Genomic DNA, 12,502 nt, shown 5'->3' on the forward strand with positions numbered 1-12,502 from the left:
AGCAATATGATGAAAGTAGCAGTAGCAGGCGACAGCGCCGGCGAAGGTCTGGCCAAGGTTCTCGCCGATCACCTCAAGGATCGCTTCGAGGTTTCGGAAATCTCGCGCACAGACGCTGGCGCAGAAGCATTCTATGCCAACCTTTCCGACCGCGTGGCTTCCGCCGTCCTCGATGGCACCTATGACCGCGCCATCCTCGTTTGCGGCACCGGCATCGGCGTATGCATTGCAGCCAATAAGGTTCCGGGCATCCGCGCCGCGCTGACGCATGACACCTATTCGGCAGAGCGCGCAGCGCTTTCCAACAATGCCCAGATCATCACCATGGGCGCCCGCGTCATCGGCTCGGAAGTGGCCAAGACCATTGCCGACGCCTTCCTCGCTGAGACCTTTGACGAAAAGGGCCGTTCGGCTGGCAATGTCAACGCGATCAACGAAGTTGACGCGAAGTACAACAAGGGCTGATTATTCAGTTTCTTGAAAACAAAAAAAGCGGCCATCAGGCCGCTTTTCTTTTGGCTTATAGCAGGGCGCTAAGATGCTAACGCATCACGCCCTGAAGATGCTCAATCGCCGCACGGGCTTAACCAAGTCTCAGCGAGACTTGGTTTAACAGCAGAATTTAGCTGAACTTCGGGTCCAGAGAACCATCGCGATAGCGCTTTGCCATTTCGGAAAGCGGGATCGGACGGATCGAGGCAGCATGACCGGCAGTGCCGAACTGCTCGAAGCGCTCCTTGCAGAGCTTGGTCATGGCAGCCATTGCAGGCTTCAGGTATTTGCGCGGATCGAATTCGCTCGGATCTTCCTGCAGGACGCGGCGGATCTGGCCGGTCAGGGCCATGCGGTTGTCCGTGTCGATGTTGATCTTGCGCACGCCATGCTTGATGCCGCGCTGGATTTCCTCAACCGGAACGCCCCAGGTCGGCTTCATCTTGCCGCCGTACTTGTTGATGATTTCCTGCAGCTCTTCCGGCACAGAAGACGAACCATGCATGACCAGATGCGTGTTCGGCAGCTTGCGATGGATTTCCTCGATCACATTCATGGCCAGCACAGAACCGTCCGGCTTGCGGCTGAACTTGTAAGCGCCATGCGACGTGCCCATGGCGATTGCCAGTGCATCGACCTTGGTTTCGCGCACGAATTTCACGGCTTCGTCCGGATCGGTCAGAAGCTGGTCGTGCGACAGCACGCCTTCTGCGCCGTGGCCGTCTTCTGCATCGCCCATGCCGGTTTCGAGCGAACCCAGAACACCGAGTTCCCCTTCCACCGAGATGCCGCCGAGATGCGACATCTCGCTGACCTGACGCGTGACTGAAACATTGTAGTCCCAGTCGGCAGGCGTCTTGCCGTCAGCTTTGAGCGAACCGTCCATCATGACGGAGGTAAAGCCTGCCTGGATGGCGGTCATGCAGGTGGCGGCTTCGTTGCCGTGGTCCAGATGCACGCAAACCGGGATATGCGGATAGATTTCCGTCACCGCATCCATCATATGACGGAGCATGATGTCGTTTGCATAGGAACGCGCGCCGCGCGAAGCCTGCAGGATCACCGGCGCATCGGCGGCATCCGCCGCTTCCATGATGGCAAGCGCCTGTTCCATGTTGTTGATGTTGAATGCCGGGACGCCGTAACCCTTTTCAGCGGCGTGATCGAGCAATTGCCGCAGCGTAATGCGCGCCATTTCTAGCCTCCTAGAGCGCATCCCGAAAAGTGTGAAACGGTTTTCGGAACAAGATGCGCGTAAAAACAAATGGATGGAGCATTTCCAATGCTCCAGACGATGTCAGATCAGGTTATTTCGCGAAATATTCGCCGAGGATATCCACCTCTTCGGCCACGCCGAACACCAGCGCACTGCGCTCGTGATAGGTTTGCGGGACGATATCGAGAATGGATCTCGAACCGTCGGTCGCCTTGCCACCCGCCTCACGGGCGAGGAAAGCAATTGGATTGGCTTCGTAGACGAGCCGCAAGCGGCCCTTTTCGTAGCCGGGGCGGCTGTCATTCACGTAAAAGAACAAACCGCCACGCTGCATGATGCGGTGCATGTCGCCCACCGCAGCACCGAGCCAGCGCATGTTGAAGTTACGCCCGCGCGGACCATCCTTTCCAAGGAATGCGTCGTTGACATAGGCCTGCATACCAGCGGACAAATGCCGCTGGACGGATGCGTTGAACGCCAGATCGGACGTGCGTTCCGGCAGCGTCACATTGTGGCGCGTGATATGGAAAATCCCGCTTGCCGGATCGAAGGTCGCGAAGATCACGCCCTCGCCGACCGAAAAGCCGAGATCGACCGAATTGCCGTAGGAAACATAACCGGCTGCAATCTGGCGGTTGCCGGGCTGCAAAAACGGCTCAGCCGTATCTGCCGGGAAAACCGAGAAAATCGTGCCAAGCGGTGCGCCGAGACCCACATTGCCCGAGCCGTCAAGCGGATCGATGGCAACGGCAATCAGCCCATCGGCCTTGCCTGAAACGGGGAGGTCCGCTTCTTCCGAAAGAATGGAGGCTGCACCCGCCGCAATCAGCAGCTCGACGAACAGATTGTGCGAACCGACATCAATGCACTTCTGCTGGTCCTGATCGCTGTTGACGCCGACAAGCTTGCCCGGATCGCCGGGAAGCGAACCGCGTGCAATGCGACCAGCGAGCCGCGTTGCGCCAGCAAGAATAGCCTTGATGGCGTCGGCGGTCGCAAGACGCAAGCCGTCCTTGCCAGCCCAGTTGTCGAGATAGGCGCCGACCGCTTCTGCTTCCACGCGATCGCTATCGCCCACCAGAACCAGTGGAGAAAAATTGCCAGCCATCGTCATTTGCCCTGCTCCAGCAAGAATTTGGCGCGGGCGATAATCGCCTCGGCCGTGATGCCGAATTTTTCATAGAGCACTTCAGCAGGTGCCGAAGCGCCGAAGCCATCCATACCGATCACGTCGTCTTCGCTGTCGACATAACGTGTCCAGCCGAACTTGCCTGCGGCCTCGACGGCGATGCGCGGCGCATCGCCCAGAACACCCTTGCGGTAATCGTTGCCCTGCTTTTCAAACAGATCCCAGCTCGGCATGGAGACAACCGCCGTTGCGATGCCTTCTTCTGCGAGCTTTTCGGCGGCCTTCACTGCGAGCGAGACTTCCGTGCCCGTGGCAAGCAGCGTGATCTGGCGTTCGCCCTTCGCCTCACGCAGCACATAAGCGCCGCGTGCGGAAAGGTTCTCGCCATTATCGGTGCGCAGCTGCGGCACGTTCTGGCGCGACAGGGCCAGAACCGAAGGCGTATGCGGATCAGAAACCGCCACAGCCCAGCATTCCAGCGTTTCAATCGTGTCTGCCGGACGGAAGACATGAAGGTTCGGCATGGCGCGCAGGCTGGCCAGATGTTCGACCGGCTGGTGGGTCGGGCCGTCTTCGCCGAGGCCGATAGAGTCGTGTGTCAGCACATGAATGACACGCACGCCCATCAGCGCCGAAAGGCGGATGGCATTACGGGCGTAATCGGAGAACACCATGAAGGTGCCGCCGTAAGGGATGAAACCGCCATGGACCGCTATACCGTTCATAGCCGCGCCCATTGCAAATTCACGCACACCGTAGCTGACATAGCGACCGCTCTTTTCCGGCGTGAAATCGCTGTCGACGGCAGGAACGCGGGTGAGGTTCGAATGGGTAAGGTCAGCCGAACCGCCGATCATTTCCGGCAGAGCTGCCGTCAGGCTTTCAAGCGCGATCTGGCTTGCCTTGCGGGTCGCAACATTCAGCGGCTTGTCGAGGAGGCGCTGCTTGGCGTCGTGGACAACTGCCGCAAAGCCTTCCGGCAGAACGCCGGCAATACGACGGTCGAATTCGGCGCGTTCGGTTGCAGGCAGCGTATCAACGCGCTTCTGCCATGCTTCACGTTCCGAAACGCCACGCGCACCGGCTTCACGCCAGGCATTGAGCAACGGTGCAGGGATTTCAAAAGCTTCCGCCGTCCAGCCGAGCGCTGCCTTGGTGGCGGCGTTTTCAGCGGCACCCAGCGGCGCGCCATGCACGCCACTCGTACCGGCGCGATTTGGCGAACCATAGCCGATGACAGTCTTGAGCGCGATCAGCGTCGGGCGGTCGGCTTGAGCCTTGGCGCGCGTCAGCGCCGCATCGATGGCGTCGTGATCGTGACCGTCGACCTTTTCGACATTCCAGCCGCAAGCCTTGAACTTGGCGGGAATATCGTCGGTGAAGGCGATTTCCGTGCTGCCGTCGATGGTGATGCCGTTATCATCATAAAGCAGGATCAGCTTGCCGAGGCGAAGGTGACCGGCAAGCGAGATCGCTTCCTGTCCCACGCCTTCCATGAGGCAGCCGTCGCCGCAGAACACATAAGTGCGGTGATCGACAATATCCTTGCCGAACTGGTCGGCGAGCGCGCGTTCGGCGATTGCCATGCCGACAGAGCTGGCGAGACCCTGACCGAGCGGGCCGGTGGTCAGCTCAACGCCTTCTGTATGACCATATTCCGGATGACCGGCGGTCTTCGAACCCCACTGGCGGAAGTTCTTCAGCTCATCGATGGACACATCCTTGTAGCCCGCCAGATAGAGCGCGCTGTAAAGCAGCATCGAGCCGTGACCGTTGGAGAGCACGAAACGGTCGCGGTCCGCCCAGTTGGGAGCCGATGCGTCGAATTTCAGATGCTTCGAGAACAGAACGGCTGCGGCGTCAGCCATGCCGAGCGGCATTCCCGGATGGCCGGAATTGGCGGCATCGACGGCATCGATCGAGAGAGCGCGAATGCAGTTGGCGAGTTGCAGCATATCTGATACGGGCGGGGCGAAATTCATCGGCGGCAACCTCCTTGCCAAAAGCAAAGCCTTGAGCATGTCCGGCAGACGAAACCCGGTTCGGTGCCGATATGCGTAAAACAACTAAGCCAGAGCGCATCGCGCTCGTGCTGCCTGAGATTTCGCAGTCCTTTTAAGGCCAGCCTCTCAGGCACCAATTCCGGTAACACCGTTTCAAAAGCATAACAATACGGCCATAACATTATAACGATTTAAATGTGATCTTGAGTGTGATTTTTCTTTCCACACCCCTGTTTCAGGCCCTTCGGACGGGCCGAATCGCAGCTCTGGCGTCGCGACTCACCTCTCGAAACACAAAAAAGCAGCCCGTAGATCCCACGGACTGCGCTTTATAATGGTATCGAAATGAGGCGGATTACGCCCCGGCCATGCGCTGGCGTCTCTCACGCAACAGCATCGGACCGTATTCCAGGACATAAAGCCCGAAAGCACCCATCCAGAGCAAAGCCGATGCTGCGAGGATGGTATGGAAGAAATTCGGCATGACTTCCGCCAGCGGACGGATCAGCGCTGCCGCGACAAGGCAAAGATAAGCGACCTGTGTGACGGGCGAGGCAGTCAGTTCGCGCCCGGTATGGCCGCGGGTGGCCCGCGTCATGACCGCCAGCATCATGCAGCCGATTGCGCCGACAGTCACGACATGCAAGGCGGAATAGGGGTTGAGGCGATCAATGGCGGAAAGACCGATGGCGATGAACCCGAGCGGGATGAACGCATAGGCGACATGAAGAACCAGCAGCAGCTTTTCCCGCGCTACAGACCATCCCCGCCAGCGGTAAAGCCGCACGATGTGAAACAGGGCTGCGATCCACGCCAGCACCGCCGTTATCGTCTGATCAGGAGCGGCGATCCAGCCGATGCAGGCAGCCACCCCGACAAGAATGCTGAAACCGTCATAGCGGTTGAAAGACACCGGAAAGCGTGTCCGCCCCATCTTGTTGAGCCAGTTGCGGGTGAAGCTTGGCACAATGCGCCCGCCGATCACCATGACCAGCAGGACATAGGCGCTGACCCCGATGCGGTTGGCCAATGCCACGTCGCCATCGGTCAGGATCAGATAATGGAAGACAAGATTGGCAACCATCACCGTCGTCACGCCAACCAGTACCTTCAGGTTTTTCCATTGGCGCCCGGCAATGATTTCCCGCGCACAGATGAAAAGCAGCAAGGGTAGAAACAGGCTTTCGACAACGACTGCAAAGCGCACATCGATCAGGTCAGGTTCCAGAAAGACCAGCCGTCCGGCAAGCCATACCCCGCAGAGAATGGCGAGCGGTGTGCCTGATACCGGCAAGCCTCCCGTCCAGTTCGGAATGGCAGTCAGCAGAAAGCCTGCCAGAACGGCAGAGGAGAAACCGAACACCATTTCATGGGCGTGCCAGTTCAACCCGCCATAGGAGCCGCCGAGCGGCATTCCGAGTGTCAGTGACAATATCCAGAAGAGCATGGCCAGAACGGCCCATATGGCTCCGCCCAGAAAGAATGGGCGGAAGCCATAGCTGAGGAGGACGGGACCGGTCATTTTCAGTCCGCGCGGCATACCTTTTTGATCGGATGGCATCGCAGCAGGTACTGCCTGCAGGCCTGGCTGTCTGGTCATGATGTCCTCGTCATGAAGCCGGTTCAAGTTCGGCTCATCGAGAGTTTTCGGTCAATCTTATTTGGCGCTCTTATTTGGCGCTGGCGATGACCTTTTCCAGCCGCTCCTGAACGATCTTCGGCTTCTTGGCCGAAACGATCTGGTCGAGATTGGCCGGGCTGTCACCGACAGCGATGAGCGCGATCATACCCATGGCATAATGCGGTGTGCACTTTACCAGATATGCGCCGGGCTGGGTAACCGTCAGCACATAGTTCTCGTTGATCTTGCTTTTGAACTTTTCGGCGCCTTCAGGGATCATATCCTTGATGGATTCGACATTATGTCCTTTGTCCACCGGAATAAAGGTGACCGTGTCGCCGGGATTGGCCTTGATATAGGCAGGCTCGAAAACCATGGCGCCCTCGGCGCCCTTGTTGAGCATATGAACTTCGATATTTTCGGCAAGAGCGGGGGCAGCCAGCATGGCGAGGATGCCTGCGGCAGCAAATTTGATCGCGATGTTACGCATTTTGTCCTGATCTCCAACGATTGGCGCACCTGCCGTCTCGGCCTCAACACGCCACGTAACGGGGTTTAGACCTGTCGCCTGCCAACCTCTTTGATCTGGATCAAACAGGTGAAGTTATTCATGATAATGACGCTCAGAATAAAACTGTTTGATTTTCTGCATTCCACCATCGCACCATTTGATGTGCCCGCCAGCCCTTTTGCCGCAGCCTCCGGCCGACCTGTGCGACATGACAAGCCTGCATGCATCTTGTATGCATTCAACGAGCGATACTCGCCTTCACGCCTATTACAGCCCAGCACTGCCCCCTTAAGAACGGCCCCCGAGAATTGGCAAGGAATGACAGAATGAGCGACACTATTTCGATTTCGACAGAAGAACTCGCCAGGCTTGTGCGAGAAATCCTGCACAAGGCAGGTTTCAGCGCCGATCATGCCACAGCCATTGCCAAGACGATTGTGGCGGGTGAGCGCGACGGCTGCAAATCGCATGGTGTCTACCGTATCGAAGGCTGCCTGCGCACGCTGAAGAGCGGCAAGGTCGTCGCCGATGCCGATCCGGTCGTCACGACCGATGACAGCGCCGTCGTTCGCGTCGATGCCAAGGGCGGCTTTGCCAATCTGGCGTTCGAGCGCGGTACGCCTGCCCTCGTCGAGAAGGCGCGCAAGCTCGGCGTCGCGGCGCTGGCGATCAACGACTGCACCCATTTCGCGGCCTTGTGGCCGGAAGTCGAAGCACTTGCCGAACAGGGGCTTGCGGCAATGGCCATGTGCCCGAGCTATGCCACCGTTGCGCCCGCTGGCGGAACGAAGCCGCTTCTCGGCACCAACCCCTTCGCCTTCGGCTGGCCTCGCTCCGGCGATTATCCTTATGTGTTCGACTTTGCGACCAGCGTTGCCGCGCGTGGCGAGCTGGAACTCTACCGTCGCGCCGGAAAGCAGCTGCCAGAAGGCTGGGCCGTCGATGCAGACGGCAATCCGACGACCGATCCGGAAGCCGCCCTTGCAGGCGCGATGCTGCCATTTGGCGAGCACAAGGGATCGGCCATCTCCACGATGATCGAACTTTTGGCCGGTGTGATGATCGGTGATTTCACCAGCCCCGAAGCGCTCGATTTCCTTGGCACGACGACGCTGGCGCCGCGCCATGGCGAACTCATCATTGCCTTCGACCCTGCCCGCATGGCAGGTGGTCGCGGCAATCCGCAGGAGCGCGGCGAAATCCTGATCGAAGCGATAGCCGGACAGGGCGCGCGCCTGCCGTCGCAGCGCCGCTTTGCCGCCCGCCGCGATTCATTGGCCAAAGGCATCACGCTTACGGCTGCCGAAATGGCGCTTCTGGGAAAATTGAAGGATAAGGGTCTGGACGCCATATCCTGACCAGACACAAAAAAGGCGCCGGAATTCGGCGCCTTTTTCTTTTATCTGTATGCGTTTCAGGCAGCGTATTTCGCCGCCGCACTGCCCTGCTTGAGCCAGTCGGCATACCAGGTCTGGAACAGCTTAAGCTGGGTTTCGCAATAGCCGCGCTGGCTATCGGACAGCTTGTCCGTCTCATTGAAATGCAGCTCATATTCCGGATTGCCGGTCAGAACCATCATGTGCTTGTAGAAGAGAACGAGGTCAGGGCCTTCATCGAAGGATGACAGCACGTCCAGTGCGGCTTCCAGTTCCAGCGCCAGCTTGCGTGCCTCGACATCGCCTTTGGCGGCGGCCTTCGACAGTGCCACCAGATGCTGGACTTCCTTCGGCAGCACATTGCCGATGCCGGTGATCGCACCGGTTGCACCGCAATTGACGAAGCCGTGGAAAACGCCGGTATCGACGCCGACCATCAGGGTTACATTGTCATCGGCGCTCGTGATGTTTTCGGCTGCATAACGCATGGCTTCCGCACCGCCGAACTCCTTGAAGCCGATGAGGTTCGGATGTTCCGCACGCAGTGCGAAGAACAGGTCGGCGCGGGTCGCAAAGCCGTAATACGGGCTGTTGTAGATAACGGCTGGCAGATCGGGAGCTGCCGCAAGGATCGCCTTGAAATGGGCCTTCTGCGCCGAGATCGACGAACCACGCGAGAGAACGCGCGGAATGACCATCAGGCCCTTCGCACCAACTTTCTGTGCATGGGCTGCGTGGGCGGCAGCGATCTTCGTGTTGACAGCGCCGGTGCCGACGACGACGGGCACGCCTGCCTTGGCAAGCGCTTCAACGCCAGCCATGCGTTCCTCATCCGAGAGAAGCGGCCAGTCGCCCATGGAACCGCAATAGACAACCGCAGACATGCCCTTCGCGATCAGTTCCTTGCCTTTGCGGACCAGCGCATCGAAATCCGGCGTGCGGTCGGGCTTGCAGGGGGTCATGAGGGCCGGAATGCAACCGGAGAAAATATTAGAGGTCATAGCGTCGTTCCTTGGACGTTTTTCCTTGAGCGTTCTTCACGCGGGCTGGATCTACAATCGGTCTGCCGAACCTTGTATTGAAGTCAAATATACACTTTGTATTTTTCTTGTCGACCAAAATTTTATTTCGGGATAGGATTGCTTGACCGATGAGATTTAAACTGGTGTTAGAATGCAGTTGTGCTGCGGCAAATACACCGACAGAGGACAGACAAGATCATGGACAAAGACGACGCAAACCAGACAGCCGACCGGAAAAAGGGTTCAGGTGTCAAGCTGGTTTACGACGTGCTGCGCGACGAGATCATCGATCTTTCGCTCGCGCCGGGTAGCCCCATTGATGAAAACCAGCTGGCCGAACGCTTTTCCATGTCACGCACGCCTATACGCGAAGCATTGGTGCGGCTGGCAAGCGACGGTTTCGTAACCACGCTTCCCAATCGCTCGACCGTTGTGTCCAATATCGACTTTTTGAGCCTGCCCGCATTTTTCGACGCAGTAACGCTGATGTACCGCGTGACCACGCGGCTTGCCGCCCGCAACCGGACCGACAAGGATCTTGAGAACATCCGTGCGCATCAGGAAGCTTTTGCCCGCGCAGTCCGTTCACAAAATGCGCTGGAAATGATCGCGACCAACCGCGATTTTCACGCCGCTATTGCTGAAGCGGGTCGCAATCCCTTCTACACCACCTTCTTTTCGAGGCTTCTCGATGAAGGGCGCAGGCTGTTGCGTCTCTATTACCAGTCTTTCGCCGACCGCCTTCCCGAGCGCTACGTCACCGAGCATGAAGACATGATCCGCGCCATCGAAGAACGGGACGTGGATACAGCCGATCTGCTTGGCAAGGCCCATGGAGACCAGATCGTCTATCAGATCCGCAAGCTGATTGCGGAAGACCGTCGCGACCAGCTCGATTTATAGAGCAGCAATTCCGGCAGAAAGACCGCCGTCAAACGGCTTCCGACAGCTGTCGGGGCTCCGTCACCCGGTCGAACCATCCAAGCGTTGCCTGGCTATCAGGAGCCAGAAGAACGCCGCAATCACCGGCGAAGTCGTTCCAGCCTTCGACATAGGTTTCCCGCACCACAGTCAGCACCGGAATCTGGCGCGCATAGGCGATTTCGATGATGGAGCGGAAACCATGCCCTTCCGTCTCGCCCTTGCCGAAACGGTTGAGGATCAGCATATCGGCGCCGCTATCGAGTTCCGCCAGAAGCGAACCTGCCACATCGGCAAGCGCCGCTGGATCGAGACGACACCCCTTCGACCCTGAACCGAGCGACTGCGAGATAATCTGCGTCACGCCGGTGCCAATATGCTCGATCTCGATATCACGGCAGCATTCATCCGTATTGCTCTCGCGGTGCTGGAGAAAGCCCGCCACGCGCAACCCTGCCTGCCTCGCCCGATGCGCTACACCAGCCAGAAGCTGGTCCACCGGCACATCCTTTGCGGCCAGGATGGCTGCAAGTGTCGGTTCATGGCTCATGCCTCGGCTCCCTCGTTCGACAGCAGATCGATGCCGGTAATGTCGGCATCGGCTGCGAGGATCGCGATATATTGCGACACGGCCTTCGACCAGGTGGAGGCTTCAAGCCAGCCGGCAATCCTGTCGGCAACATAGTCGAAGGGCAATTCTTCGCCCTCGATACGGCGGTCAAGCCGTACGATATGAAAGCCGAAACGGCTTTCAATCGGGGCTGGCGTTATTTCACCAGGTGTCAGGCGTTCCAGCGCCCGCTCGAATTCAGGCACCGTGCTGCCACGTGTGAGCTGCCCCAGATTGCCGCCTTGCGCGCCCGAAGGGCAGGACGAATATTCATGCGCAACCGAGGCGAATGTGGCAGGCGCGGCAATCACCGAGGATGCCAGATGGGATGCGGTCGTGCGGGCCTTCTCACGGGCTTGGCTGTCAGCAGGATCGGCAGCGATCAAGATATGGCTCGCCTCCAGAATAGGCGCACTGGTGAAGCGGTGGCGGTTGTTTTCGTAAAAGCGCAAGGCTTCCTCGCGTGTGGCGGAAGGCACTTCCACCTCCCGTTCGATCACCATGCGCACCAGCGCATCCTCGTCGGTCTCGCTGCGCCCTTCTGCATCCTTCTCGTGCTCGGGCACGATGCCGGTTTCCCTCGCACGCTGCAGAAGAAGCTCACGGATCGCCAGCGCCCGCGCGGCGGCAAGCAGTGCCGCGCCGGGATTTTCCGACGGATGGTTTTGAGCCTCCGTCAGAATGTCGGTTTCGTTGATCGCCACACCATTGACGGACACCGCATCGAAGACCGGGCGCGGCTTCGGCGGCACGCGCGTATCCGGCTCCTGATAGGTCGTGTAGCCCGTATTATGAGCATGCGCTCCGTGCGAATGTTCAGCTGGCTGTTCAGTTGGCTGCTTCCGGTCAAAAAGTGTCACCATGAGCCTTACTCCGCAGGAATACGCATATGCGAGGGCTGAGCCGTATGGTTGCGCTCACGCACGACCTGATAGCCCGGACGCCAGATGTAGCGCACCGGCACGCTCAGCATATGCACAAGACGCGTGAACGGGAACAGCAGGAATATAGTCAAGCCTAAGAAGATATGCATCTTGAAGATGATCGACGCATTGGTGATGTAGCTTGATGCAGCCGGATTGAAGGTGAAGATGCCTTGCGCCCAGTTCATGAATGTCACCATTTCGCCGCCGTCCAGATGCTGCAGCGAGATCGGAATGGTGCTGAGACCGAGCAGAAGCTGCAACCACAACAGAATGATGATCAGCGTGTCGGATGGCCGCGAGGACGCACGAACACGCGGATCGAACACACGGCGATGCACAAGCATGCTGGCGCCGACGATTGCCATCACACCGGCGATACCACCTGCCACGACAGCGAGAATCTGCTTTGCCTCATGGCTGACGCCGAGCATGTCGAAGACCCAGGTCGGCGTCAGCAGGCCGACGAAATGACCGGCGAAGATGAACAACACGCCAAGGTGGAACAGAACCGAGCCCCACATGAGCTGCTTGCGCCGCAAAAGCTGGCTTGAGCCCGAACGCCACGTATAGGGCTCGCGGTCGTAACGGAAGATCGAACCGAGCACGAGCACGCTCAGTGCGATGTAGGGATAGATGCCGAAAAGAAACGTATGGAGATAAGCCATTTTCCGTCTC

12 protein-coding genes are annotated in these 12,502 nt (G+C 58.6%); 3 read left to right on the top strand and 9 right to left on the bottom strand.

Features of this window, described 5'->3' with window-relative positions:
- Nucleotides 1-9: 9 nt before the first annotated feature.
- The gene (gene derI / locus ABDF71_RS18000) at nucleotides 10-465 is read left to right on the top strand and encodes a D-erythrulose-4-phosphate isomerase (protein WP_258124565.1); all 456 of its coding nucleotides are present in this window, start codon (nucleotides 10-12) and stop codon (nucleotides 463-465) included.
- A gap of 157 nt (nucleotides 466-622) precedes the next feature.
- On the opposite strand, the gene fba is transcribed toward derI, so the two are convergent.
- The 5 genes from fba to ABDF71_RS18025 form a co-directional block, all read right to left on the bottom strand.
- Nucleotides 623-1,687, bottom strand: coding sequence for a class II fructose-bisphosphate aldolase (gene fba / locus ABDF71_RS18005; RefSeq protein ID WP_010660864.1), 1,065 nt, complete (start codon nucleotides 1,685-1,687; stop codon nucleotides 623-625).
- Between the two features lie 112 nt (nucleotides 1,688-1,799).
- The gene (locus ABDF71_RS18010; protein ID WP_258124503.1) at nucleotides 1,800-2,822 is read right to left on the bottom strand and encodes a class 1 fructose-bisphosphatase; all 1,023 of its coding nucleotides are present in this window, start codon (nucleotides 2,820-2,822) and stop codon (nucleotides 1,800-1,802) included.
- Entirely contained in the window at nucleotides 2,819-4,819 is a 2,001-nt protein-coding gene (tkt, locus tag ABDF71_RS18015; RefSeq protein ID WP_258124504.1) for a transketolase, read from the bottom strand. The genes ABDF71_RS18010 and tkt overlap by 4 nt, the downstream gene beginning before the upstream one ends.
- Nucleotides 4,820-5,195: 376 nt before the next feature.
- Nucleotides 5,196-6,440, bottom strand: coding sequence for an NnrS family protein (locus ABDF71_RS18020; protein WP_258124505.1), 1,245 nt, complete (start codon nucleotides 6,438-6,440; stop codon nucleotides 5,196-5,198).
- Between the two features lie 70 nt (nucleotides 6,441-6,510).
- Complete coding sequence (locus tag ABDF71_RS18025) at nucleotides 6,511-6,951, bottom strand: pseudoazurin (RefSeq protein ID WP_010660860.1); 441 nt, start codon at nucleotides 6,949-6,951, stop codon at nucleotides 6,511-6,513.
- A 347-nt stretch (nucleotides 6,952-7,298) separates the two neighbouring features.
- On the opposite strand from ABDF71_RS18025, the gene ABDF71_RS18030 reads away from it, so the two are divergent.
- A complete protein-coding gene (locus ABDF71_RS18030) occupies nucleotides 7,299-8,330 on the top strand; it encodes an Ldh family oxidoreductase (RefSeq protein ID WP_258124506.1) in 1,032 nt (343 codons plus the stop codon).
- Between the two features lie 56 nt (nucleotides 8,331-8,386).
- On the opposite strand, the gene ABDF71_RS18035 is transcribed toward ABDF71_RS18030, so the two are convergent.
- Nucleotides 8,387-9,349, bottom strand: coding sequence for a dihydrodipicolinate synthase family protein (locus ABDF71_RS18035; protein ID WP_011982643.1), 963 nt, complete (start codon nucleotides 9,347-9,349; stop codon nucleotides 8,387-8,389).
- A 219-nt stretch (nucleotides 9,350-9,568) separates the two neighbouring features.
- On the opposite strand from ABDF71_RS18035, the gene ABDF71_RS18040 reads away from it, so the two are divergent.
- Nucleotides 9,569-10,273, top strand: coding sequence for a GntR family transcriptional regulator (locus tag ABDF71_RS18040; protein ID WP_006468363.1), 705 nt, complete (start codon nucleotides 9,569-9,571; stop codon nucleotides 10,271-10,273).
- A 28-nt stretch (nucleotides 10,274-10,301) separates the two neighbouring features.
- Here ABDF71_RS18040 and ABDF71_RS18045 read toward each other — a convergent pair whose 3' ends face one another.
- From ABDF71_RS18045 to narI, 3 genes are read right to left on the bottom strand one after another with little or no spacing between them, the layout of a single operon-like run.
- Nucleotides 10,302-10,841: a DUF2478 domain-containing protein gene (locus ABDF71_RS18045; protein ID WP_029928129.1), complete on the bottom strand. Its 540-nt coding sequence runs from the start codon at nucleotides 10,839-10,841 to the stop codon at nucleotides 10,302-10,304.
- The gene (locus ABDF71_RS18050; RefSeq protein WP_010660856.1) at nucleotides 10,838-11,764 is read right to left on the bottom strand and encodes a peptidylprolyl isomerase; all 927 of its coding nucleotides are present in this window, start codon (nucleotides 11,762-11,764) and stop codon (nucleotides 10,838-10,840) included. Before ABDF71_RS18050 ends, ABDF71_RS18045 begins: the two co-directional genes overlap by 4 nt.
- Before the next feature lie 5 nt (nucleotides 11,765-11,769).
- On the bottom strand, nucleotides 11,770-12,492 hold the full coding sequence (gene narI / locus ABDF71_RS18055) for a respiratory nitrate reductase subunit gamma (RefSeq protein WP_500061697.1): 723 nt from the start codon (nucleotides 12,490-12,492) through the stop codon (nucleotides 11,770-11,772).
- Nucleotides 12,493-12,502 lie beyond the last annotated feature (10 nt).

Source organism: Ochrobactrum sp. WV_118_8 (genome assembly GCF_039631535.1).
GTDB classification, from domain to species: domain Bacteria; phylum Pseudomonadota; class Alphaproteobacteria; order Rhizobiales; family Rhizobiaceae; genus Brucella; species Brucella anthropi.